This window comes from Colwellia chukchiensis, from assembly GCF_002104455.1.
Lineage (GTDB): Bacteria > Pseudomonadota > Gammaproteobacteria > Enterobacterales > Alteromonadaceae > Cognaticolwellia > Cognaticolwellia chukchiensis.
Map to the genome: position 1 here is coordinate 218,897 of NZ_NBOC01000002.1, position 24,285 is coordinate 243,181.

At 42.3% G+C, this 24,285-nt stretch carries 19 protein-coding genes; 12 read left to right on the top strand and 7 right to left on the bottom strand.

Annotated features, from left to right (window positions below):
• Positions 1-110 precede the first annotated feature (110 nt).
• The 3 genes from ptsP to B6K83_RS04505 all read left to right on the top strand — a co-directional run bounded on the left by ptsP (position 111) and on the right by B6K83_RS04505 (position 4,208).
• Positions 111-2,387 carry a phosphoenolpyruvate--protein phosphotransferase gene (ptsP, locus tag B6K83_RS04495; RefSeq protein WP_085283681.1) on the top strand — a complete coding sequence of 759 codons (2,277 nt, stop codon included), beginning with the start codon at positions 111-113 and terminating at the stop codon, positions 2,385-2,387.
• 46 nt (positions 2,388-2,433) lie between these two features.
• Positions 2,434-3,228 carry a sulfite exporter TauE/SafE family protein gene (locus B6K83_RS04500; protein ID WP_085283683.1) on the top strand — a complete coding sequence of 265 codons (795 nt, stop codon included), beginning with the start codon at positions 2,434-2,436 and terminating at the stop codon, positions 3,226-3,228.
• Between the two features lie 146 nt (positions 3,229-3,374).
• On the top strand, positions 3,375-4,208 hold the full coding sequence (locus tag B6K83_RS04505) for a thymidylate synthase (protein WP_085283685.1): 834 nt from the start codon (positions 3,375-3,377) through the stop codon (positions 4,206-4,208).
• Between the two features lie 80 nt (positions 4,209-4,288).
• Here the strand turns inward: B6K83_RS04505 and B6K83_RS04510 are convergent, their stop codons facing one another.
• The gene (locus tag B6K83_RS04510) at positions 4,289-4,534 is read right to left on the bottom strand and encodes a YfhL family 4Fe-4S dicluster ferredoxin (RefSeq protein WP_085283687.1); all 246 of its coding nucleotides are present in this window, start codon (positions 4,532-4,534) and stop codon (positions 4,289-4,291) included.
• Positions 4,535-4,536: 2 nt separating this feature from the next.
• Positions 4,537-5,898: a prephenate-dependent tRNA uridine(34) hydroxylase TrhP gene (trhP, locus tag B6K83_RS04515; RefSeq protein WP_085283689.1), complete on the bottom strand. Its 1,362-nt coding sequence runs from the start codon at positions 5,896-5,898 to the stop codon at positions 4,537-4,539.
• Positions 5,899-6,097: 199 nt separating this feature from the next.
• Here trhP and B6K83_RS04520 point away from each other — a divergent pair, with 199 nt between their 5' ends.
• A complete protein-coding gene (locus B6K83_RS04520; protein ID WP_085283691.1) occupies positions 6,098-6,937 on the top strand; it encodes an HDOD domain-containing protein in 840 nt (279 codons plus the stop codon).
• Between the two features lie 51 nt (positions 6,938-6,988).
• On the opposite strand, the gene rdgC is transcribed toward B6K83_RS04520, so the two are convergent.
• Both rdgC and B6K83_RS04530 read right to left on the bottom strand, forming a co-directional pair.
• Positions 6,989-7,909 (bottom strand): recombination-associated protein RdgC, encoded by a 921-nt coding sequence (gene rdgC, locus B6K83_RS04525; protein WP_085283693.1) that lies wholly within the window; start codon positions 7,907-7,909, stop codon positions 6,989-6,991.
• A 114-nt stretch (positions 7,910-8,023) separates the two neighbouring features.
• Complete coding sequence (locus tag B6K83_RS04530) at positions 8,024-9,775, bottom strand: sensor histidine kinase (RefSeq protein WP_085283695.1); 1,752 nt, start codon at positions 9,773-9,775, stop codon at positions 8,024-8,026.
• Positions 9,776-10,136: 361 nt separating this feature from the next.
• On the opposite strand from B6K83_RS04530, the gene B6K83_RS04535 reads away from it, so the two are divergent.
• From B6K83_RS04535 to B6K83_RS04550, 4 genes are all read left to right on the top strand, one after another.
• Positions 10,137-11,063, top strand: a complete 927-nt coding sequence (locus tag B6K83_RS04535; protein WP_085283697.1) for a porin — start codon at positions 10,137-10,139, stop codon at positions 11,061-11,063.
• A gap of 261 nt (positions 11,064-11,324) precedes the next feature.
• Positions 11,325-12,026, top strand: a complete 702-nt coding sequence (gene phoB, locus B6K83_RS04540; protein ID WP_085283699.1) for a phosphate regulon transcriptional regulator PhoB — start codon at positions 11,325-11,327, stop codon at positions 12,024-12,026.
• A gap of 10 nt (positions 12,027-12,036) precedes the next feature.
• Positions 12,037-13,362 (top strand): phosphate regulon sensor histidine kinase PhoR, encoded by a 1,326-nt coding sequence (gene phoR / locus B6K83_RS04545; RefSeq protein ID WP_085283701.1) that lies wholly within the window; start codon positions 12,037-12,039, stop codon positions 13,360-13,362.
• Between the two features lie 215 nt (positions 13,363-13,577).
• Positions 13,578-14,537: a PstS family phosphate ABC transporter substrate-binding protein gene (locus B6K83_RS04550; RefSeq protein WP_085283703.1), complete on the top strand. Its 960-nt coding sequence runs from the start codon at positions 13,578-13,580 to the stop codon at positions 14,535-14,537.
• An 81-nt stretch (positions 14,538-14,618) separates the two neighbouring features.
• Here the strand turns inward: B6K83_RS04550 and B6K83_RS04555 are convergent, their stop codons facing one another.
• The 3 genes from B6K83_RS04555 to ettA form a co-directional block, all read right to left on the bottom strand.
• A complete protein-coding gene (locus tag B6K83_RS04555; protein WP_085283706.1) occupies positions 14,619-15,116 on the bottom strand; it encodes a glycine cleavage system protein R in 498 nt (165 codons plus the stop codon).
• Between the two features lie 70 nt (positions 15,117-15,186).
• Complete coding sequence (locus B6K83_RS04560; protein WP_085283708.1) at positions 15,187-15,546, bottom strand: PilZ domain-containing protein; 360 nt, start codon at positions 15,544-15,546, stop codon at positions 15,187-15,189.
• A gap of 120 nt (positions 15,547-15,666) precedes the next feature.
• Positions 15,667-17,346 carry an energy-dependent translational throttle protein EttA gene (ettA, locus tag B6K83_RS04565; protein WP_085283710.1) on the bottom strand — a complete coding sequence of 560 codons (1,680 nt, stop codon included), beginning with the start codon at positions 17,344-17,346 and terminating at the stop codon, positions 15,667-15,669.
• A gap of 226 nt (positions 17,347-17,572) precedes the next feature.
• Here ettA and B6K83_RS04570 point away from each other — a divergent pair, with 226 nt between their 5' ends.
• The 4 genes from B6K83_RS04570 (at position 17,573) to pstB (ending at position 24,266) form a co-directional block, all read left to right on the top strand.
• Positions 17,573-19,168, top strand: coding sequence for a protein adenylyltransferase SelO (locus B6K83_RS04570; protein ID WP_085283712.1), 1,596 nt, complete (start codon positions 17,573-17,575; stop codon positions 19,166-19,168).
• Positions 19,169-19,579: 411 nt separating this feature from the next.
• Positions 19,580-21,706 (top strand): ABC transporter permease subunit, encoded by a 2,127-nt coding sequence (locus tag B6K83_RS04575; protein WP_085283910.1) that lies wholly within the window; start codon positions 19,580-19,582, stop codon positions 21,704-21,706.
• A gap of 15 nt (positions 21,707-21,721) precedes the next feature.
• Complete coding sequence (pstA, locus tag B6K83_RS04580; protein WP_085283714.1) at positions 21,722-23,359, top strand: phosphate ABC transporter permease PstA; 1,638 nt, start codon at positions 21,722-21,724, stop codon at positions 23,357-23,359.
• 82 nt (positions 23,360-23,441) lie between these two features.
• Complete coding sequence (gene pstB, locus B6K83_RS04585) at positions 23,442-24,266, top strand: phosphate ABC transporter ATP-binding protein PstB (RefSeq protein WP_085283716.1); 825 nt, start codon at positions 23,442-23,444, stop codon at positions 24,264-24,266.
• Positions 24,267-24,285: the final 19 nt, after the last annotated feature.

Genomic DNA, 24,285 nt, shown 5'->3' on the forward strand with positions numbered 1-24,285 from the left:
TATAGTCTCATAGATTATTAGTATGTCTTGTTAAATAGCTCACTACGGTGAGCTATTTCATTTACCGCTAGTCATAATTGCGTTGCTAAAAATAATCAAGAGGGATTTTAATGCTTACTATTTTGCGCCGAATTGTTTTAGAGTTTAGTCAAGCCTCGGTACTTGACCAAGCACTGATGCGTTTAGTCACACAGGTTAAAGAAACGCTTGCCACTCAATGCTGCTCTATCTACTTAGCTGATCATCAGCAACAACATTTTCTTTTAATGGCGTCCAATGGTTTAGCGCCAGATACCGTGGGTTTAACCAGTATTGGCTTTACCGAAGGCTTAGTTGGCTTGGTGGGCCAACGTGAAGAGCCGATTAATATTGCCAATGCCCATCAGCACCCCGACTTTATGTATGCGCCAGAAGTAGAAGAAGAAAAATTTCAGGCGTTTTTAGGTACTCCTATCATTCACCAACGTAAAGTTTTAGGTGTGTTAACCGTTCAACAAACGCAAGCACGAGTTTTCAGCGAGCATGAAGAAGCCTTTTTGGTTACCTTGTCAGCACAACTTGCAATGGCATTGGCTAGCAGGGAAGCGCAAGGGGCGATTTTAGGGCGTGGTCAGCAAAACATAGGTCAACAGCATAAAGGCATAGGTGGTGCGCCAGGTATTGCCATTGGTGAAATGGTGGTTATTCAGCCGAAAGCTGATTTGTCGGCGATTGCGGTTAATCAAACCGATGATATTACGCTGCAGTTACAGATATTTCACGATGCGGTTGTGCGCACGTTAGCTGAGTTTTGCCAATTAAGTGAAAAACTTAAGTCTGTGATATCAGATAGTAGCCTAGATATTTTTGATGTTTATAAGCAGTTGTTAGATAACGATAGCTTCAAGGTGGAAGTTATCGCCAAGATTAAACAGGGTTTTAATGCTCAAAGTGCATTGAAACTAGTGGTTGATGGCTATGTTATTCAATTTGAAGCGCTCGACGATGAGTATTTGCGAGAGCGGGCTTATGATATTAAAGATTTAGGTAACCGACTGCTAAATCATATTCAAAACCAGACTGAGCCAGAGCAAGACTTACCAGCAAAATTTATTTTGGTTGCTGAAGATGTTAGCGCCACATTACTGGCGGAATATCAACACAGTGGATTGTTAGGTGTGGTTTCGGTTAATGGTTCTAATAATTCTCACGCGGCCATTTTAGCAAAAGCACTTAATATTCCGGCCATTATGGGGATAGATTATTTAGCGATACGTCAACTTAATCAAAAACGTGCGATTATTGATGGATACGCCTATCAGTTGTATGTTAGCCCAGGTGCGGCGTTAGTCACTGAATATCAACATATTTTAGCAACAGAGCTTGAGCTGCAAACCCAGGTTAAACAAGCTGCTCATTTACCTGCTGTAACCTTAGATGGCCATGCGATGAATTTGATGGTCAATAGCGGTTTATCAGCGGGTTTGGAATATTCACAAAATGTTGGTGCAGATGGCGTTGGCCTTTATCGCACCGAAATTCCCTTTATGAATCGTAATTGCTTTCCTTCAGAAAACGCGCAAACAGCGCTTTATCACACTGTGTTAAGTTCGTTCGCTGGTAAGCCTGTGACTATGCGCACCTTAGATGTTGGTGGCGATAAGTCGTTGCCTTATTTTCCTATAATTGAAACCAATCCATTTTTGGGCTGGCGTGGTATTCGCATTACTTTGGATCATCCTGAAATATTTTTAGTACAAATTCGGGCTATGTTAAGAGCAAATTACCAATTGGATAACTTGGCAATTATGTTGCCTATGATCTCCAGCATTTCAGAAGTGGATGAAGCGATTAAATTAATAAATCAAGCACATTATGAACTCAGATCTGAACTATTAAATGATCAAGCTGACTGTTTAGCACGTCCTAAAATCGGCGTGATGATTGAAGTGCCCAGTGTTATGTTTCAGTTGCCGGAGCTGGCTGATAAAGTGGATTTTTTCTCGGTTGGCAGTAACGATCTAACTCAGTATCTGTTAGCCGTTGATCGCAATAATAGTCGGGTTGCAAGTTTATATGATTTTTACCATCCCGCTGTGCTGCGCGCGCTTAATTATATTGCTGAGCATAGCTCGCAGCTAAAGATGCCATTAAGTATTTGTGGTGAATTAGCCAATGAGCCTACCGGGGCGTTATTACTAATGGCAATGGGCTATCAAAACCTAAGTATGAGTGCGCATAGCATTGCAAAAGTTAAGTGGGCTATTCGCCATGTTGAAATGCAGCAACTAGAATCTATGTTAGCAGCGGTGTTACGCCAAACAGATGTTTTAAACGTGCATCGTTATTTGCACCAGCAATTTGTTAAACTGGGTTTAGAAGACTTTGTTCATGGCAAGTGGGAATAACCATTGGCAATTAGGAATTACGTCATAATGTATTTAAGTGAATCTAATGTTTATTAGTGTTTTTGTCGCCTGTGCATTATTAGGGGCTATAGTGGGTTTCTTTGCTGGCTTACTGGGCATAGGTGGTGGGCTTATTATTGTGCCTGTATTGGTGTATTTGTTACCACTATTAGGTATTAGCGCCGAGCTTGCCTTTCCGATGGCATTAGCCACCTCGCTAGCATCGATTATATTTACCTCGTCGTCTGCGGCGTTTGCTCACCATAAAAACGGTAATATTCCGTGGTCAATTGCGAAAAAGTTAGTGGTAACTGTCGCGATAGGCGCTGTGCTTGGCGCTATTATTGCTGGGCTATTGTCATTAAAAGCTTTGACTATCATCTTTGCTAGTGCGGTGCTAATTCTAGCGGCATATATGTTTTTATCTATTAAAGTCGAGCGTAGTGTTGCCTTACCTAATAACTGGGTATTAAAAATTATTGGTTTAATTACAGGGGTCTTAGCCAGTTTAATGGGAATTGCTGGTGGCGCAATACTTGTGCCCATTTTGATGTACTGTTCATTAACCATGCGCCAGGCGATTGGCGTAGCTACCGCGAGTGGTATTATTGTCGCGCTGTTTGGGGCATTAGGTTATGTCGTTATCGGCTTCGGACGGGAAGAGTTGCCCCCTTGGAGTATAGGTTACATCTATTTACCGGCTTTATTAGGTATCGTATTAACCTCATCTTTATTTGCGCCGTTAGGGGTTAAAGCCGGGGCAAACTTACCTTTGCGTTATCTTAAAAAAGGCTTTGCATTGTTTTTAATGTTAGTAGCGTTAAAAATGATTTGGTGGTAATTTACCGCGGCAAAACTTATTGACAGCACTTTGTCATTGTCTGCATTTATGAGATAATTTAGCGGTCACTGTGATTTGAAAAGTGTAAAAATTCAGTGCCAATCCATTGTTAATTTGTTCTTTGAAAACAGCAAAAGGAAAGCCGAGTGAAAGCCTATCTTGATTTAATGCGTCATGTTCGTGATGAAGGTGTAGAAAAGTCTGATCGCACAGGTACAGGCACTAAAAGTATATTTGGTTATCAAATGCGCTTTGATTTAGCCAAAGGCTTTCCGCTAGTTACCACCAAAAAGTGCCATTTAAAATCCATTATTCATGAGCTGTTATGGTTCATCAAAGGCGAGTCTAATATTGCCTATTTACAGCAAAATGGCGTAAAAATTTGGGATGATTGGGCGACAGAAGACGGTGAATTAGGCCCGGTTTATGGCGTGCAGTGGCGAAACTGGCCAGCTCATAATGGTGAAACCATAGACCAATTAGCGCAATTAATTACCGACTTAAAGCAAAATCCAGATTCACGCCGCCATATTATTACGGCATGGAACCCTGCGTTATTACCTGATACCGCGCTTAGCCCAGCAGCTAATGCTGCAAAAGGTAAGCAAGCGTTACCGCCATGCCATACTTTATTTCAATTTTATGTGTTAAATGGCAAATTAAGCTGTCAGCTTTATCAACGTAGCGCTGATATTTTTCTGGGGGTTCCATTTAATATTGCTAGCTATGCCTTATTTACTATGATGATAGCGCAGGTTTGCGATTTAGAGCTTGGTGACTTTGTGCATACTTTTGGTGATGCGCATTTGTACTTAAACCACCTTGAGCAAGTTGACGAGCAATTATCACGCGAGCCCTTGCCATTACCTAAAATGTGGATTAATCCAGACGTCAAAAGTATTTTTGATTTCACATTTAGCGATTTTGAGTTACAAAACTATCAAGCGCACCCGCATATTAAAGCCCCTATTTCGGTATAGCGCTGCCGCCAAATTATCACGACTAATACAACAAAGGAGAGCGTGGTCGCACTCCTTTGTTGTGATTAATCTAAACGCAGTTATCCATGCAGTCGGAAAAATTTTGCCAGTAATTGCTCTTCGCTTTCAACCTGCTTGGGGTCGCTAATAATACAATCAATTGGACAAACTGAGATGCATGTGGGTTTGTCGTAGTGGCCTAGGCATTCGGTGCATTTGTCACTGTCAATTTCATAAATTTCTTCCGCCATAGCAATGGCACCGTTTGGGCATTCTGGCGCACACATATCACAATTAATGCAGGCACTTTCAATGAGTAACGCCATCTTTAAGCACTCTGGTTTTGTGCAAAAGGGTGTCGCGTTGTGCCACCGTCAGTTAAGTAGCGCATGATAATAGCAAACGATAAGTCAATATCTGTCGCTAGCGCAATGGCTACTTTATGCCCTGAGCCTTTGGCGTCTTTAATGGACTCACCCTTGAGGTTTTGCATGGCTTGCAAGGTAAAATTAATGTTGCCTTTGGGGGTCATTAGCTCTAACTTGTCTCCGACAAGAAACTTATTTTTTACGTCAATTTCAACTAAGCCTGTGGCTTGGTTTCGGCCAATGACTTCACCAACAAATTGTTGAGTATCACTTTTAGAGTAACCATAGTCATAATTTTGGGTATCACTGGGGCGATGACGTTGTAAAAAGCCTTCGGTATAACCGCGGTGTGCTAAGTGCTCTAAGTCACGACTAAGGGTTTGATTAAAGGGTTTATGATTTATCGCATCTAACATGGCTTGGTGGTAAACCTGAGCGGTGCGCGCGCAGTAATAAAAAGATTTTGTACGGCCTTCAATTTTTAAAGAATGTACCCCCATTTTAACTAAGCGCGCCACATGCTCTACTGCACGCAAATCTTTTGAATTCATGATATAAGTACCGTGCTCATCTTCAAAAGCCGGCATATATTCACCAGGGCGACCTTGCTCTTGCAGTAAAACTACGTCTTGAATAGGTTTTTGTTTTGGTGGGTAAATTCCACTGGCGTCAGTTGCTATAATATCACCGGTAGCGGTTTCTTTAGCGGCATGAACGTCGTATTTCCAGCGGCAAGCATTAGTGCAGGTGCCTTGGTTGGGATCGCGTTTATTGATGTAGCCGGACAATAAACAGCGGCCAGAATACGCCATACAAAGAGCGCCATGTACAAACACCTCTAGCTCCATGTCGGGACAGCGAAAACGAATTTCTTCTATTTCATCAAGTGATAGTTCGCGCGACAGAATGACTCGTTCAACGCCTTGTTGATGCCAAAATTTAACGGTGGCCCAATTGACGGCATTGGCTTGCACAGACAGGTGAATTGCCATCTCAGGAAAGTTTTCGCGCACTAGCATGATCAAACCAGGATCAGACATGATCAAGGCGTCTGGCTGCATGGCGATAATTGGCTTTATATCGCGTAAAAAAGTGGTTAACTTACTGTTGTGAGGTGCAATGTTATTTACGAGATAAAACTTTTTGCCAAGCGTATGGGCTTCATCGATCGCAAGTTTAATATTTTCTAAACTAAATTCGTTATTGCGAACCCGCAATGAGTAACGAGGTTGGCCGGCGTAGACGGCATCAGCGCCATAGGCAAAGGCGTAACGCATGTTTTTTAAGCTACCGGCTGGCGATAATAATTCTGGCTTAAGCATATCAAGGTGTCTGATAGTAAAATGGGTTGCGCATTATAATGAAATCTCAGCGCGTGTATTGGGCTTTATGCGCATATATTGATCTCAATCAAGAGATGAAAAAAAGTGCAATAGAGGCCAGAACTGGCTTTTAATTGACCAAAAATCAAGGTATTGTGTAATGGATAGTTACCGCCTAAGCCAATAATAAGGATTGTTCATGAGCGCAGAAAATGCATTGCATATCATACTCGTAGAGAAAATTAGACAAGATGCATTGGTGCTACCTACGTTGCCAGAAATAGCGATGAAAGTCAGGCAAGCGGCTGACGATCCAGACATTAGTTTAGCGAAAATGAGTGATATTATTGCTCATGATCCTGCGTTATCTTTAGGGATACTCAAAGTGGCTAATAGTGTTGCTTTTGGTCGTGCAGTTAAAGTTGAATCAGTAGCACAAGCCGTGACCCGTATTGGCTTAAAGCAAATTAAAAGCATAGCGACGGCCATGGCGGTGGAGCAGATGTTTGTTTCAAACAATCAGGTTGTAGCGCAATATATGCGCAGGTCATGGCAAAAAACCGTCGATGTCGCGTCGGTGGCAATTGCATTGATGGTGAAGTACTTAGAAAACAATAAAAATACGCCATTTACACTAGATACCATTACCTTAGCCGCAATTATTCATAATATAGGTGTCTTGCCAATACTGGCAGAAGCAGAAAGTCACCCGAAAGTTTTTGCTACCTCGGCCTTTTTACAACAAGCTATTATTAAACTTGCAAATGAGATTGGCGCAGAAGTGACTAAAGCATGGGAATTTCCAGAAGAACTAACACATATAGTGAAGTCGTGGAATGATTTAACGTTTTTACCTAAAGCGGTGCATTATTTAGATTTTATTCGAGCTGGCGCTATATACCACGAAATATTTAAAAGTATTTCAACGCGCGATACGTTACTGAAAAGTTATGTTAAAAAAGGAATTTTACCGAGTGTGGACTATCTCTCATCAACTGAATTTACTGAGCGTGTGGCGCAAGTAAGAGCCATGTTTTAATCGCTAGTATCACAAGGCAACTTGCGCCACCTTGTGATACTGGGTGCTGAACTAGCTATCTAAATAATCACTGGCTTTTAATGAAAATTCAGCCAATAAGTGCTCAATAAAGCGATTTAATTCACCCGCCATTAAGGCAAAGTCAGCGTCGAGTTTCGCTAAGACATCGTCGGCATCAATATCATCATTTTGCTCATGAATAACATCAAAAAACTTTAAGCGTTTTATGGCTAAATCATCACATAAGATAAATGATAAAGACTCATCCCACTCAAGAGCCACTTTCACCACATACTTGTCGGCGTCTAAGTGCGCTTTGATTTCTTCGCTAGTAAGATCTTGATTTTTAACTCTCACTACAGCGCCGTCGTCGCCAAGGGCATTAAACTCGGCTTCCATACCGAGCTGAAAGTTACTGCCTAAATTATGCTCAGTTAACCAATCGGTCATTATCTCATCTGGTGCTTTTTCTGGCGAGGTGCTAGTAACCGGCAAGGTGCCTAAAGATTTTCGTAATAAGGCTAAAAAGTCTTCAGCCTTACTACGGCTACTGGTATCAATAACAATGAGGTTATGGGCGGCATTAATATATGCGCGGGTGTCGCTATAACGAGAAAATGCTCGTGGTAACAATTCAAAAATTATGTCTTCTTTAAATTGCTCTTTCTCTTTTTTAGTGGCACTACGCGATTGCTCAGCTTCTAACTGTGCTATTTTTTGTTCAAGCATATCTTTGACAACAGGTGCCGGCAGTATTTTTTCTTCTTTGCGGGCGCATAATAAGTAATTGCCATTGACCGAATGTACAATTGAGTGGCCATGCTTACCTAGGGCATTAACCCAACCAAAGTGAGATTGTTCAGTAGATGCACATGGGGTAAATAAATGCTCCGACAACTGCTGCTCTAAATCTGCTTCAGAACATTCAAAAGGGCGAGTAAACGCAAAAAAGTATAGGTTTTTAAACCACATTGAATAGATCCTATGCCCGATAGTTTTGGGCGAATAATTGAAAAAACGACGGCCATATTACCTTACTTATGCACTGTGCGCACGTCTTAGATAATTGCATTAATTGACTTTGAACTATGCCATGCTGTTGAACTTGATATCAAAACGCAGGCCTTTGCCCGGGGTTGAGCTTGCGCTTATTTTACCATTAAGTGTGTCTTGTACTAGGCTATGCACTATATGTGTGCCCAAGCCCGTACCGCCTTGGTGCTCAGCTGTAGTGTAAAATGCGTCAAAAAGATGTTCTAACTGTGTTGCTGACACGCCATGACCATTATCAGTAAAGGTAATGTGCACTTGTTCACCTGTGAGTCGCACTGTGATAGTGATAACTCCACGGTTAATGTTTTTAAAGCCATGCTCGATGGCGTTAAGGATTAGGTTAGTGAAAATTTGTGAAATGGCACCTGCGTGGCAGTAAACCTCCGCGTTTTGCGGGCAGTTGATTTTAATCGTATGATTACTCTTTTTTAGCTTAGGGTGTAGCGAGTGAATAATTTCATCGAGATACTTGGCTAAATCAACTTTACGGATTTTATCGCTAATTTGATCAACCGCAACCTGTTTAAAGCTTGATACTAGTTCCGATGCGCGCTCAAGATTATTTAGAACAAGTGCTAAGCCCTTATCAACGTTGGTGGTAAAGTCTTCAAGCACACGTTTGGAGAGCTTATTGGCATTGATATTGTCTTTAAAATTGGCGACTAAATCAGCCATATAAGATGTTGACGTGATGCCGATGCCAATTGGGGTGTTTATTTCGTGGCACACCTCCGCCGACATACCGCCTAAAATCGCCATCTTTTCCGCATCGAGTAAACGTTCTTGTGCTTTGTTTAATTCTAAAATGTAATTTTTTAACTCTCGGTTTGTGGCGATTAGGGTTTTCTCCGTGACGCTTCTATGGCTGTTTTCAGCTTTTAATTTTTGCTGTTGCGCTAATAATTCACGTTGCTGAACTTCCATTTTTAACATTGTGGTACTGAGCGATGAGGTTTTGCGAGCGACTTCTTGCTCTAACATTAAGTTTTGTTCATCCAGTTTGCTATTGGCTGATATAATTTTCCCTTGCGCGAGCGCCAACTGCTCTTTGTAGAGTACTAACTCATCGATGAGTTTGTTGTAAGCATTTTGCAAGACTTGTAATTCGTTATTTTCATAACTAATGACATGTAGTTTAGATGCTTCAGGATCATCAATGTCAAACTGATTAATTTGTTCCGTCAGTTTATTAAGTGGCGAGGTTAATAAGTTGGAAAACGCATAGGAAAATAATAATACCAAGGCCGCTGTTTTCAACATGGCATTACCGATAAGAAAATAAATACCGACTTGAATACGGTTAAAAATGACCTCGTTGCTTGACAATAATGTAACAGAGCCAACTTTTGTGGTGCGGCCTGAAAATTCAAAAATTAACGGAAAGGAATGACCGAACAAGCCATCGCGCTCCATGCTTACGTTGAAATAATCATTACTATTTTCCTCCGAGCTAAAGGGCTCCATATTAAGTCGATTCGAATCAATTTCTATACCTTGTTGGGCAATAATCTGATTGTTTTCATCGCTAACCGTGATGCCTTGAATCATAGGAATAGCGATTAAACCGTTGGCAATATCAATTGCTTGTTGAGTGTTAAGCTCCCATACCGCCCGCGTTAAACTGCCACTAAAGGTTTTTTCAAGCGTTAATAACTCACTCGTGATGTGACTTTTAGTGTTGATGTACTCAGCGCCAATTTGGATACAAGTGACAAGAAATGTCAGGAGAAAATAAAATGACAAGACGCGCGTAAGTAGTTTTCGTGACAGACTGGTTGTGTTCATTAACGACTTCTTTTAAGTTGCATGCGAAAGTTTAGGCAATTTATTTTGCCTTACCCTATGTATGATAGTTAAACTTATACCAATGTTAAGCCTGTAATGCGATTTTCACTAATCATAAACTTAATAGAATTGCCATTAGATATCAATTATTTATTATAAATAGCACTAGGCACTAATCTGACGTATAAAAAAGTTGGCGTTTAAACATTTCAGTTAATGCAAAGTCAATTAAGGCTAAAAGTAGCATTTTAATTTTGACCAGCAAAATAATATAACGCCATTTTGTCACTAAACTGTCATAAAGCTTTGGCAAACTACAGACAATTAATGTTTAGCCTCGAAAACTGTTAAAGGGTTCAAAATGAAATATAGATATAGCAAAATTGTCGCCGCTTTATTCTCTTCTTTATCACTGTCAGTATCTGCTGCGGATGTTGAAATTTATGGTAAAGCGAATTTGTCATTACAATTATCTGATGAAGGTGAAGGCTCATTTACTGAGATAAAAAGTAACGCTTCACGCATCGGCTTAAAAGGCACACATGCACTTAATGATGACTTAACGGTTATTTATAAAGCAGAATTTCAAGTAGACTTAGATGGTGATAGTGCTAAGGGTGATAGTATTACTGATCGTAATCAGTATGTCGGCTTAGCGGGCAGCTTTGGTGAAGTGTTGTTAGGTAAAAATGACACTATGCTGAAACAGTCACAAGGTAAAGTAGATTTATTTAGTGACTATAATGCCGATATAAAAAGCTTGTGGAAAGGTGAAAATCGCATGGCGGATACGCTTTCTTATAAGTCGCCAAAGTTCAATCATTTGCAACTGGGTGTAACTTATATAGCTGAAGATGCTGTTGATGCAGAAGATGGTGTGTCTGTAGCAGTATTTTACGGTGATGCAAAATTAAAAAAATCATCAATTTATGCCTCAGTGGCACATGATGCTGAGGTCAAAGGTTATGATATCACGCGGGCAACGGTGCAAGGTAAAGTCGGTAAGATCATTTTAGGTGCTATGATTCAAACACAAGAAAAAGTGGATGGTAGCGCTGAAATGGATGGTTATATGGTGTCAGCAAAGTATAAAATGGACAGCATCACCTTTAAAGGCCAATACCAAGCCGCTGACTTTAAAGCTGGCGACGATAAATCTGGTATCACCCTAGGCGCTGATTATGCGTTAGCAAAAAGCACTAAACTATATGCATTTTATACCAGCTTTGATATGGATACGGACGCCGACCAAGATTATTTAGCAGCAGGTATTGAATACAAGTTTTAAAAGTGCAAGATAACAAGAGGAAAAAAGTCGCAACAGGCGGCTTTTTTCTTGTTTTATGGTTAACGAGTCAAGACTTCTAGCTAACCTTTAAGCACAACTTGTCCATGCTATAGTAATAATTTCTTGCGAGTGGCACACATTGCACACTCGCGTGATATAAAAATAGCAAAGTATAGAGCGCAATATTTTAACCCTTGTCATGAAACTGTCATAATTGACTAGCACAATGCAGTTTTGTGGTTCGCTCTCAGGAAGTAATAGATGAATAAACAAATTTTGGTGGTGGAAGACGAAGCATCAATTAGAGAAATGATCAGCTTTGTATTATTACAACATGGATTTAAGGTTGTAGAAGCAAGCACCACAGCCCAAGCGCAGGCAAAAATGAAAGAGCCTTATCCTGACTTAATACTGCTAGATTGGATGTTACCTGGTGGCTCAGGCGTGAAGTTTGCTAAAGCATTACAACAGCATGAACAGACGCGTAATATTCCCATCATCATGATAACAGCGCGCTCGGATGAAGATGATAAAGTTAGAGGGTTTGATGCAGGCGTTGATGACTATGTGACTAAACCCTTTTCACCGAAAGAGTTAATTGCCCGCATTAAAGCGGTGATCCGACGGGTAACGCCAACAGCCATAGACGAGGTGATAAACTTCCACGGGCTAAGTTTAGATCCTGTTGCCCATCGAGTGAGTATTAATGGGCAAAGTATTGAGTTGGGGCCAACCGAGTTCCGCTTGTTACATTTTTTTCTCACCCATACCGAGCGCGTCTATAGCCGCGAGCAACTGCTTGATAATGTTTGGGGCACCAATGTCTATGTGGAAGATAGAACCGTGGATGTTCACATACGCCGCTTGCGAAAAGCGATTTCCGGCGCTGGCCATGAAAACTTTATTCAAACGGTGCGAGGCTCAGGCTATCGCTTTTCTCACCAAGTTACTAGTACAGGTTAAGCACTAAATTATGTATTTTCGCACCTCAGCGCGTACCTTGTTTACTCGTATGGCTAGTATCCTGGTGATCAGTGCGCTTGTTGGTTACTTATTAGGGCAAACATTTCTAGTGCTCAGTTTTGTTTCATTGGCTTTACTAGCGTGGCATTACAGTCATTTATACAAGTTAATGCAATGGTTGTGGCAAGGTAAATCGATTGCGCCGCCCCAAGCCGCGGGAGTCTGGGGACATATCTATGATGGGCTTTACCGTAGAATTCGTAAACAAAGGTTAAAGCAAAAGCAATTAAATGAACGTATTCGAAAATTTCGAGATGGCTCGGAAGCATTGCCTGATGCCGCGTTAGTGCTAACAACCGAGTTAAATATTTTATGGGGTAATAGTAAAGCCTCGTCTTTTTTAGGTGTACGTTGGCCGATAGATATTGGCCAACGTATTGATAACTTAATTCGTTTTCCAGAATTTTCAAAATATTTAAAAAAAGCTGACTACAGCGCGCCTTGTTTAATCAGATCACCTATTAACCATGAGCTAGAGCTTGAATTACGATTAATGCCATACGGCAGCGATCAAATATTGCTGTTAGCACGCGATGTCAGTAAGTTGCGCCGCTTAGAAGTGATGCGTCGTGATTTTGTTGCTAATGTATCGCACGAATTAAAAACGCCCTTAACGGTAGTGCGCGGTTATGTAGAAATGATGCAAAGCAGCAACACTGAACTTGCACCGCAGTGGCAAAAAGCCTTTACCAGCATTGCCTCGCAAGTGTCACGCATGGACAGGTTAGTGGATCAGTTATTGGTATTATCACGTGTCGAAAATAATATTGAAACCGAACACCAGCAAACCGTGAATTTATCTGCTTTGCTTTTTAGTATCATGGAAGACATATTATGGCTAAATCAAGAGCCACAGCACGAGATAGTGCACAACATAACACCAGATCTAAAAATAAAAGGTAACGAGCATGAACTGAAAAGTGCATTGTTAAATATAATTGCAAATGCCATTGCCTATACGCCAGCGCGCGGTGTTATTTCGGTGTCGCTTACGGCGACAGCACAGAAGATACGTTTTAGCGTTAAAGATAATGGCCCGGGTATTCAGGCCGCGCACATTAATCGTTTAACGGAGCGATTTTTTCGGGTTGATAAATCGCGTTCTCGCGATACTGGCGGCTCTGGCTTAGGTTTGGCGATAGTAAAGCATGTGCTCAATCATCACCAAGGCGAGTTGAGTATTATTAGTGATGGTAAAAGTGGCAGTGAATTTATTATCCATTTTACGCAAGAACTGGCGGCAAAACCTTCAGTCGCCCCTGTGGCGGTTGATTGAAAAATCACGGTAGTGAGCATTTAGCGTTGCGCTATTTGCTTATACGCTTTTGCTATTTTTCGCTTAGGCAAAAGCAGAGGCTGCAATACGTGCTTTTGTCTATAACTAGCGGCAATGTTTGCTTGTCATCTAAGTGTCACATAGTTTTCGTATTCTTGTCATATTCACATTTTAAAATGAGTTGAAATTAATTAAAGTTCTCATCGGAGCGTAATATGAGTGTAAAACGTGCTTTAGGCATAATAGGCGTAGCGAGTTTGTTCAATTTCTCAGCATTAGCTGCAGATACAGCATTACCCGAATATAAAAAAGTCAGTGGCATATCTGGTAATGTATCATCGGTTGGCTCAGATACCTTAGCGAATATGATGACCTTTTGGGCGGAAGAGTTTAAGCGCCACTACCCGAATGTTAATGTGCAAATTCAGGCGGCGGGTTCATCAACTGCGCCACCGGCGTTAACCGAGGCAACGTCAAACCTTGGGCCGATGAGTCGCAAGATGAAGTCACGAGAAATTCAAGCCTTTGAAAAGCGCTATGGTTATAAGCCAACAGCGGTGAGAGTCGCCATTGATGCCTTGGCAGTATTTGTTCATAAAGATAACCCCATTAAAGGTTTGCGCATTGAGCAAGTGGATGCGATTTTTTCAAGTAACCGCAAGTGTGGTGCGGTAAAAGATGCGAAACGCTGGGGAGATCTAGGCTTATCGGGCGATTGGTCAGGTAAAGATATCCAGCTATATGGCCGCAATTCGGTGTCGGGCACTTATGGTTACTTTAAAAAGAAGGCGTTATGTAAAGGCGACTTTAAAAATAGTGTAAATGAGCAACCCGGCTCGGCCTCTGTGGTGCAATCAGTATCTGCCTCGTTAAATAGTATTGGCTATTCAGGTATTGGCTATCAAACATCGGGCGTTAGGGCGTTACCTTTAGCAAAAACTGGTGATAACTTTGTTGCTGCTAATATGGAGAATGCGGTCGCGAATACCTACCCACTTTCACGGTTTTTATATGTTTATGTTAATAAACACCCAAACAAGCCGCTTGCGCCAATGGAAGCAGAGTTTTTACGTTTAATACTATCTAAAACGGGGCAATATATCGTAGAAAAAGACGGCTATATCCCGCTACCTGCATCAGTGGTAGAGAAAGAGTTGAAAAGATTAGGATTGTAAGTCTTTATAATATAATCGTTTACAAGTCAAAAAAGTCCACCCTCTAGTAAATGGGTGGACTTTTTTGTTTAAGGGCTTAATTTATCGAGAAATATCCACCATGAGGTCGTCAGCAAGGTTTTCAAGTGCCACAATCATGGCATCAATGTCTTGTGGCGAAACAGCAATAGTAACTTTGGCTTTAAATAACTCATGGCCAGCATGGGGGGCGCTTTCTTGCGTGCTGACCAGTTTCAGCAAGTTACCGCCATGATGATGTATGGCGCTTGAAATTTCTTGTACTATACCAACACGGTCGTTGGCGGTCAGTTCTAACACTAACTGAGATTGACTCGGCTCTTGCTCTGGGCTGACTTGTTCTATTTGTATTTTAAAACCCGCTAACGTGGCAAGCTTGTCGGCCAACAACTGAGAGTTTTCGGGACTTACGGCAATTTCCACCACACCGGCAAATACGCCAGACATTTGGTGCAAACTGGATTTTTGCCAATTGCCTTTATGTTGTGTGATCAGATCAGATAAAACCTCTACTATGCCAGGGCGGTCGGCGGTGATAAACGATACAATAAGCTGGTTCATGGTTAATCCTTTGCAATAAGTGAGATGAAGTTTTTTAGCTAGTTAACTTTGCAAGGCCGTTAGCGACATTTTACTGGCGATTTAGTTGCACTAACTCTTTATGCAGTTGCGCATCGTCGCCTAAATTAAGCTCAATTAAACGTCGTAATAAACTGACACTCTCAATGTCAATTGCATTGCATTGCACGCCAATTTCATTGCCTTTTTGATGAACAACAGCAATATGCATAAATATTTCTGCCTCACTATCGGCTAACTGAGATGATAATGAACCTAGCTGCCTGGTTAGTGGCATAGCTTGGCCTTCAAGCTTTAGTAAGGCCCCATTAAGTGATATATCATCTATTTTTGCTGAATATTGTTGCTCATTTACCGTCAGTATTGCTGGCATAGAGTATAATACTCGCGTGTATTGACGTCGGTTTTGCATTGCAATTAACTTTAACTACCTTGGTCTTTTCAGCATAGCGTGCTTTTAAAAAAAAGGCACCTTAAATAAATCATTAAGGTGCCTTTATCTTGTTATTAACTAATTAGTTAGCGCAACTAGCTAGCCAATTTTTTTGTACTTGATGCGGTGCGGCTCAACCGCTGCTGGGCCATAGGTTTTCTTTAACCAGGCTTCGTAATCGGTAAAGTTACCTTCATAGAAGTTGATTTTACCTTCATCACGGTAATCTAAAATGTGCGTGGCAATGCGGTCAAGGAACCAGCGGTCATGTGAAATAACCATGGCACAACCTGGAAATTCTAATAAGGCCTCTTCCAGTGCACGCAGTGTTTCTACGTCAAGATCGTTGGTTGGCTCATCCAGTAATAACAGGTTACCCCCGGTTTGCACTAACTTGGCTAAATGCACGCGGTTGCGCTCACCACCGGATAGTTCACCGATAAGCTTTTGTTGATCATTGCCTTTAAAGTTAAAGCGACTGGCGTAGGCGCGACTGGGTATTTCAAAATTACCAATCGTTAACAATTCATTGCCTTGTGAAATTTCTTGATAGACGGTTTTTTTGTCATCCATATCGTCGCGAAACTGATCAACACTGGCAAGCTTCACCGTGTCACCTAATGTAACTGACCCTGAATCTGGCTGTTCGGCACCTGACATAATTTTAAATAAGGTTGACTTACCAGCACCGTTTGGTCCGATAATGCCAACAATGGCGCCTTTAGGGACACTAAAGCTTAAGTCATCAATTAACACTCTATCGCCAAATGACTTGGTTAAGTTTTCGACATCTAACACTTTATCGCCTAAACGCGGTCCAGGTGGAATGTACAGCTCATTGGTTTCATTGCGCTTTTGATGATCTTGGCTGTTAAGCTCTTCAAAACGAGCCATACGGGCTTTGTTTTTTGATTGTCGTGCTTTCGGGTTTGAGCGCACCCACTCAAGCTCTTGCTTAATGGTTTTTTGGAGTGCACTCTCACTTTTGCTTTCTTGCTCAAGACGGGCATCTTTTTGTGCTAACCATGAAGAATAGTTTCCTTCATATGGAATACCATGGCCACGGTCAAGCTCTAAAATCCAGCCAGCGACGTTATCTAAGAAGTATCTATCATGGGTAATGGCGACTACAGTGCCTGAATAGTCATGTAAGAAACGCTCCAACCAAGCTACTGACTCGGCATCTAAGTGGTTGGTTGGCTCATCTAGAAGTAGCATGTCGGGTTTTTGCAGCAATAAGCGACACAAGGCAACACGACGGCGTTCACCACCACTCAGTACAGCGACTTTTTGCTCCCATGGCGGCAAGCGCAGCGCGTCAGCAGCACGTTCAAGCACGTTGTCAATGTTATGACCATCTTGGCTGTTAATGATGTCTTCCAGTTGGCCTTGCTCTTTTGCTAAGGCGTCAAAGTCGGCATCGGGCTCAGCATATTCGGCGTAGACTTGATCTAAGCGCGCCATGGCATTTTTCACCTCTGCCACTGCTTCTTCAACGATCTCGCGCACAGTTTTTTCTTCATCTAACACAGGCTCTTGCGGTAAGTAACCGATATTGGTACCCGCTAGGGCTTTTGCTTCACCTTCAAACTCGGTATCAACACCGGCCATAATGCGCAACAAAGTAGATTTACCTGAGCCATTTAAGCCCAGTACGCCAATCTTAGCGCCTGGGAAAAAAGAAAGAGAAATGTCTTTTAAAATTGTGCGTTTAGGTGGGACTACCTTAGAAACGCGGTTCATCGACATGATGAATTTATCGGGTAATGGTTGTGCCATGAAAAACCTTTTGATTTATTTAGGAAAACATTAATGTTGATATTTTAGGTGAAAGCCGATGGGCAAGCAAATGAGTTTGTGCGCTTGTGCAATGTGGCGACAGTAAGTGGATGTAAAGCTTGCGGTTAATACTTTTTATGCCTGCTTAATCAATTTTTAGGCAGCGGGTGCTTTGTCCAGTTGAATTCAAGGTCGCTTACGCCGATACTTAACCATTAACGTTTTAATGAGTGTGCATGCTTTGTCAGATTTAACTTTTACTTTAGATAACCAGTTCACGGCGAACTTTGTGGCTGATGATATTGCCGACAACTACCCACGGCAAGTGCTGGCGGCATATTCTTATGTTACCCCTAAAGCTTGTCAAAATCCGACGCTAATTGCCTATAGCGACAGTGTGTTGCAGCAACTTGGCTGGACAAAAAAACAAGCAGAAACCGCCGAGTTTTTGCAGGTATTTTCTGGCAGTAAGCTGTTAGCAGGCATGCAACCGTTTGCTATGTGCTATGGCGGGCATCAATTTGGCCATTGGGCAGGGCAGTTAGGTGATGGTCGAGCCATTAATCTGGCGGAAATTTTAACTCCTGCTAAGGGGCATAAAACCTTGCAACTTAAAGGGGCGGGACCCACGCCGTATTCACGCAGCGCTGATGGCTTTGCGGTTTTGCGCTCATCGATACGAGAATTTCTCTGCTCAGAAGCCATGTTTCATTTAGGGATCGCCACTACGCGAGCGTTAAGTTTATCCTTAACCGGCGAGAATGTAGTGCGTGATATGTTTTATGATGGTAATGCTCAGTCAGAGCCAGGCGCTGTGGTATGTCGCGTGTCGTCATCTTTTATCCGTTTTGGCAGTTTTCAGTTGCCGGCAGCACGACAAGATATTCGCTTACTGACCCAGCTTGTTGATTACGTTATCACTCGTGATTTTCCACATTTAGGTGCGCCTAGCCCAGCGGTTTATCTTAAATGGTTTAATGAAGTATCTGATCGCACCTGTCAACTGGTTGTCGATTGGATGCGAGTTGGTTTTGTGCACGGGGTGATGAATACCGATAACATGTCGATTATTGGCGAAACCATAGATTATGGCCCTTACGGCTGGATTGATAATTTTGATTTAGATTGGACGCCGAACACCACTGACGCGCAAGGTAAACGCTATCGCTTTGGCGCCCAAGGTGAAATTGCCCAATGGAACTTATTCCAACTAGCGAATGCTATATTTCCGTTAATCAATCAGGCAGAGCCTTTACAGCAAGCCTTAAATGACTTTGCACAAAACTATCAACGACTATGGCAACAAATGATGGCGGCCAAGCTTGGGCTCACGCTTGCTGGTGAGCTTGCTAATGAAGATGAGCTTAAGTTATTGCTTGAGATTGAAGAAATACTGAGCTGTATCGACACAGATATGACCATCTTTTATCGGCGTTTAGCAGATTTGCCTGAAGAACAGTCGCAGTGGTTAACACACTTGCACGCTTGTTATTATAATGAAGAGGATATTAGCAGCGACTACCAAGACCGCTTACATAACTGGCTTGAGCGTTATATTGCTTTGCGTGATGCCAGCTCGAAAACGCGCGCAGAAATTCGTCAACAAATGAACGCCACCAACCCTAAATATGTGCTGCGTAATTATTTAGCTCAACAAGCAATCGAGCAAGCAGAGCAGCAAGATTACCGCTTACTGCATCAGTTACAGCAGCTGCTAACTAAGCCCTATGATGAACAACCAGAGTTTGAGCACTTTGCCGCGAAACGTCCTGCATGGGCAAAACATAAAGCGGGTTGCTCTATGTTATCCTGTAGCTCTTAACTTTGTATGCTGATTTTTTCGGTAAAACACTGACTCAATCATGGCTTAGAGTAATGATGTTCTATTTGCTGGCATAAGGTGCCAACTAGCACTGACATTACTGGGGCTATTGGCACATTACAGGCGCTGATATTTTTCTATTATTTTGATATAGAAGGCTTATATTCACATCTTGCTGTGTCGTCATATCCTTGTCAATGCCAGACGGCTTAAGATAAACCTCTGTTGTCACAAAACTGTCATCTAACTGTCTTATAATCACCACCATTATCAAAATCAACTCAGTTAAGGGATTGTTAAGTGGCCATAGCGTCTAAATCAGCCAACGCCCGTAAGGTAAAAAATTCATTGGCAAAATGGATTATTTCATTAGGGGGGATCAGTGTTTTATTTACCTTAGTGTTAATATTCATGTATTTACTCTATGTCATCAAGCCTATTTTTGAGTCTGTAAAGGTCACACCTGATACCCAGTTTGCTATCGCAGAAAGTGAGCAAGTGTTGGCCACTGGCGTAGATGAATTAAAAGAGGTTGCCTACACCATTACAGCACAGGGCATGATTAATTTTTATCAATTAGTGGACGGCGGTCGCTATCAAGCCGGTGATAAAATACTCTCCCAACAGCTAGTAGCCGATGGCGAAAAATTAACACAAGTCGTTGATGTCGGACAAGAGCAAAAGCTTTTACTTGATAGTGGTGGTCATATTCAGTTGGTGGTCCCTAGTTTTAGCGCCAGCTTTGATACCGGAGAGCGCTTGATCAAGCCAAGTGTTCACTACCCTCTAGGTCGGGCGTACTTACCCATTGATGAAAGCAACATGCCCTTGAGCAAGCTTGGCTTTGCCATGGATGATGAAAAGGCCATTTTTGTTGGCTTTAGCCACGACCAACGCCTGATCAAAACCACCTTATTCGCAGAAGATGACTTTAGTTACGACAGTGCTTATCAGGTGCAGTATCAAGTTGTTGATTATGCTGTCAATGCGGTTGATGATATTTTGTTGACGCCGGACTTAGCGATGGCGTTTATTCGGCACAGCGATCAAGTCGCGGTTTTTTCATTAGATGAAGATGCAGAATTAAAGGCCACTATCATTCCGCAATTGGAGCAAAATAGTTCGAGCCAGAGTCGCCTCACGAGTATGGCGTTATTGTCAGGGGGCAGCTCTCTCTTATTAGGGGATGACAGGGGCAACGTCAGTCAATGGTTTGAAGTGGCGACCGACAAAGGACGAGCGTTTAAAGAAATACGACGATTTAAAGCCAGTGACCATGAGCCTGTGGTGGCGATTTATACTGAGCAGTATCGAAAAAGCTTTTATACTCAAACCCCCTCAGGTGAAATAGGGCTATTTTATACCACTAGTGCTGCGGACTTATGGCGAGGTACTCTGCACCAAGGCAAGGCACAAGCGTTTGCTATTGCACCACGCTCTGATGCTTTAATACTGTATTCGGAAAAAAAACTGGCAACTTTTACTGTTGACAATGAGCACCCAGAAGTTACTTGGCAAGCACTTTGGCAAGAAGTTTGGTATGAAGGTTACCCAGAGCCCGACTTTATATGGCAATCCACCTCAGGAACCGATGACTTTGAAGCAAAGTTTTCTTTAGTACCCATTTCATTTGGTACCATAAAAGCAGCTATGTATGCCATGATGTTTGCGGTACCTATTGCCTTAACAGCGGCAATTTATACCGCTTATTTTATGACCCCAGGCTTGCGCCGAAAAGTAAAGCCGACTATTGAATTGATGGAGGCGTTACCGACCGTCATTCTTGGCTTTTTAGCCGGGCTTTGGTTGGCACCGATTATTGAAGTTTACTTACCCGCTATTGTTTTATTGTTGGTCTTCATTCCGTTATCAGTGTTTACTACCGCCTTGGCGTGGCACAAACTACCGCGTAACTATAAAGCGCGTATTCCTGAAACATGGGCACCGATTATCTTGATCCCAGCCATTGCTATTGCAGCCTATGCAGCGTTTACACTTTCACCAGTGTTGGAATTACATTTATTTGCTGGTGATGTAAGGCAATTTATCACCAACGATTTGGGGATAGATTTTGACCAGCGTAACGCCTTAGTGGTTGGCATTGCCATGGGGTTTGCCGTTATTCCGACCATTTTCTCCATGGCAGAAGATGCCATCTTTAGTGTCCCTAAACACCTCACCAGTGGGTCATTGGCCTTAGGAGCCACACAATGGCAAACCTTGGTAAAAGTGGTCTTGTTAACCGCAAGCCCAGGTATTTTTTCGGCGGTAATGATGGGACTTGGTCGCGCGGTTGGTGAAACCATGATTGTGTTGATGGCCACGGGTAATACGCCGATCCTCGATTGGAGTATCTTCCAAGGAATGAGAACACTGGCGGCGAATATTGCTGTGGAAATGCCAGAGTCTGAAGTTGGTAGTTCTCACTATCGTATTCTGTTTTTAGCGGCATTTGTTTTATTTGTATTTACTTTTGTATTTAACACGCTTGCTGAGTTTGTTCGTCAGCGTTTGCGTGAAAAATATAGCTCATTGTAAGGAAGGCGCAGTAGCATGAATAATTGGTTTAAATCTGGCGCGCCTTGGGTGTGGTTGTCAGCAGGTGGCGTTAGCATTAGCTTGATATCGGTTTTAGGTTTACTTTGGTTAATTGCCTCGCGTGGTTTAAGTTATTTTTGGCCGGCGGACTTATATCAGTTCGAAATGACGGCTGCAGATGGTAAAAACTTAACCGTGATCGGTGAAATTTATGACAGGGAAAGTATACCGGTCGCGCAGTTAGCGCACCTTGAGCTAAATATCGACCCAATAACAAAGACCATAGAACGATTGTTAATTAAGACCGGTAACCGCGAGCTGGTAAGCTTAGACTTTCGCTGGATTTTAGTGCCACAAATTAATGAAACCTTATTACCCGAAGCATTAGTGGTGATTGAACGTCGTACTAACGGTAATTTCTACGGCTATATCGATGATATTATTCTTGATGGCCAATCGGTGAGTTTAGATAAGATGCCTGAGTTGCTGGCGCGAGTTAGTGCCTTTCAAAAACAAATAGCAAGGTTACAATCTAGCGATATTGGTGCAATTAACTATCAGATCGAACGGGCTCGTTTACAAGAGCGCAAACATAAACTTGATGGCACTTTAACTGATGAATTACAAAAAGAAATCAGCAGTAACGTCAGCAAGTTGCAAGCAGAATACCAAGTCTTAGAGCGTCAGTTGCTGGTATTACGCGAACAAGTCGCGCGCGACCAAATTGTTGTGCGTGCAATGGACGGCCAGAAAGTTAACATTAATTTGGCAGATGTTTTACAAGTTACCTTTAATAATCAACTCAGCTTTTTTGGCAAATTAAAATTGTTTTTCAGTCAAGTCGCCGCATTTGTGACCGATGACCCACGCGAGGCAAACACAGAAGGTGGCGTCTTTCCGGCGATTTTCGGCACAGTGTTAATGGTCTTGCTGATGACAGTGATAGTGTCGCCGTTAGGGGTAATGGCGGCGATATACCTGCATGAGTATGCCGGCAACAATGCCTTGACCAAGCTATTGCGTATTGCGGTGATCAACCTTGCTGGCGTACCGTCCATTGTTTATGGCGTGTTTGGTTTAGGTTTTTTTGTCTATATGGTGGGCGGCAGTTTAGATCAGTTATTTTACCAAGAAACCCTGCCAAGCCCCACTTTTGGCACGCCTGGGGTAATGTGGTCTGCAATCACCCTGGCAATTTTGACCTTACCTGTGGTGATCGTTTCAACCGAAGAAGGTTTATCACGCATTCCATCGGCGATGCGTCACGGTAGCTTAGCACTTGGTGCCACGAAAGCAGAAACCCTATGGCGCATTATTTTACCGATTGCCAGTCCAGCCATCATGACCGGCATTATCTTAGCAATTGCGCGTGCTGCCGGCGAAGTTGCGCCCTTGATGTTGGTGGGGGTGGTGAAAATGGCACCCAACTTGCCGCTTGATGGTAACTTTCCATTTTTGCACTTAGACCGTAAATTTATGCACTTAGGCTTTCATATCTATGATGTTGGCTTTCAAAGTCCGAATGTTGAAGCAGCTCGGCCATTGGTTTATGCCACGGCATTATTGTTAGTAAGTATTATTGTGGCGTTAAATATGACCGCGGTCTCGATTCGAAACCGCTTGCGCGAAAAATATCGTCTGTTAGAGCACTAAGTTAACCAAGACAATATACTGAAATTTACCAGATGCATGGGAGTTACTGCCCAGCTTATGAGAAAGATTTAAAGAGAACACTATGATTTCTGTTACCCCCAAAAATTTATCAGCACACAATGTTAAGCTCGATCTTAATAATCTTTCGCCGGAACAAGTGGCGTTGGAAATTAAAAACTTAGACTTATATTATGGCAACAAACAAGCGCTGCAAAATATTTCTATGTCGATCCCTAAGGGGCAAGTCACCGCTTTTATTGGCCCCAGTGGTTGTGGAAAGTCAACATTGTTACGTTGTATTAATCGTATGAATGATTTGGTTGATAGTTGTAAAATAACGGGACAAATCAAGCTTAATGGCGAAAATATATTTCATCGTCATACCGATGTTGCTGCGCTAAGACGTAAAGTGGGGATGGTATTTCAACGGCCGAACCCATTTCCCAAGTCAATTTATGAAAATGTCGTTTATGGTTTACGCATTACAGGCGAGAATAATCGTCGGGTACTCGATGAGGCCGTAGAGACGTCATTGCGTAGCGCGGCGTTATGGAATGAAGTTAAAGATAGGCTGCACGAAAGCGCCTTAGGACTATCGGGGGGGCAGCAGCAACGCTTGGTGATCGCGCGTGCTATTGCCATTGAACCAGAAGTACTTTTGTTAGATGAACCTACATCAGCATTGGATCCCATTTCAACCTTGACCATTGAAGAGCTCATTAACGATTTAAAGCAGCAGTTTACTGTGGTGATTGTCACCCATAATATGCAACAAGCGGCACGGGTGTCGGATCAAACGGCCTTTATGTATATGGGGGATTTGATTGAATATAGTGACACCAATACTCTGTTTACGACGCCTAGGCAAAAGAAAACAGAAGATTATATTACTGGCCGTTACGGTTAAACGAATCACTGACAATAAA

What these genes read in the sequence shown, in the direction of transcription:
- ptsP (WP_085283681.1), top strand. Translation starts at nt 111, where the DNA reads ATGCTTACTATTTTGCGCCGAATTGTTTTAGAGTTTAGTCAAGCCTCG.
- B6K83_RS04500 (WP_085283683.1), top strand. Translation starts at nt 2,434, where the DNA reads ATGTTTATTAGTGTTTTTGTCGCCTGTGCATTATTAGGGGCTATAGTG.
- B6K83_RS04510 (WP_085283687.1), bottom strand. Translation starts at nt 4,534, where the DNA reads ATGGCGTTACTCATTGAAAGTGCCTGCATTAATTGTGATATGTGTGCG.
- trhP (WP_085283689.1), bottom strand. Translation starts at nt 5,898, where the DNA reads ATGCTTAAGCCAGAATTATTATCGCCAGCCGGTAGCTTAAAAAACATG.
- B6K83_RS04520 (WP_085283691.1), top strand. Translation starts at nt 6,098, where the DNA reads ATGAGCGCAGAAAATGCATTGCATATCATACTCGTAGAGAAAATTAGA.
- rdgC (WP_085283693.1), bottom strand. Translation starts at nt 7,909, where the DNA reads ATGTGGTTTAAAAACCTATACTTTTTTGCGTTTACTCGCCCTTTTGAA.
- B6K83_RS04530 (WP_085283695.1), bottom strand. Translation starts at nt 9,775, where the DNA reads ATGAACACAACCAGTCTGTCACGAAAACTACTTACGCGCGTCTTGTCA.
- B6K83_RS04535 (WP_085283697.1), top strand. Translation starts at nt 10,137, where the DNA reads ATGAAATATAGATATAGCAAAATTGTCGCCGCTTTATTCTCTTCTTTA.
- phoB (WP_085283699.1), top strand. Translation starts at nt 11,325, where the DNA reads ATGAATAAACAAATTTTGGTGGTGGAAGACGAAGCATCAATTAGAGAA.
- phoR (WP_085283701.1), top strand. Translation starts at nt 12,037, where the DNA reads ATGTATTTTCGCACCTCAGCGCGTACCTTGTTTACTCGTATGGCTAGT.
- B6K83_RS04550 (WP_085283703.1), top strand. Translation starts at nt 13,578, where the DNA reads ATGAGTGTAAAACGTGCTTTAGGCATAATAGGCGTAGCGAGTTTGTTC.
- B6K83_RS04555 (WP_085283706.1), bottom strand. Translation starts at nt 15,116, where the DNA reads ATGAACCAGCTTATTGTATCGTTTATCACCGCCGACCGCCCTGGCATA.
- B6K83_RS04560 (WP_085283708.1), bottom strand. Translation starts at nt 15,546, where the DNA reads ATGCAAAACCGACGTCAATACACGCGAGTATTATACTCTATGCCAGCA.
- ettA (WP_085283710.1), bottom strand. Translation starts at nt 17,346, where the DNA reads ATGGCACAACCATTACCCGATAAATTCATCATGTCGATGAACCGCGTT.
- B6K83_RS04570 (WP_085283712.1), top strand. Translation starts at nt 17,573, where the DNA reads ATGAGTGTGCATGCTTTGTCAGATTTAACTTTTACTTTAGATAACCAG.
- B6K83_RS04575 (WP_085283910.1), top strand. Translation starts at nt 19,580, where the DNA reads ATGTATTTACTCTATGTCATCAAGCCTATTTTTGAGTCTGTAAAGGTC.
- pstA (WP_085283714.1), top strand. Translation starts at nt 21,722, where the DNA reads ATGAATAATTGGTTTAAATCTGGCGCGCCTTGGGTGTGGTTGTCAGCA.
- pstB (WP_085283716.1), top strand. Translation starts at nt 23,442, where the DNA reads ATGATTTCTGTTACCCCCAAAAATTTATCAGCACACAATGTTAAGCTC.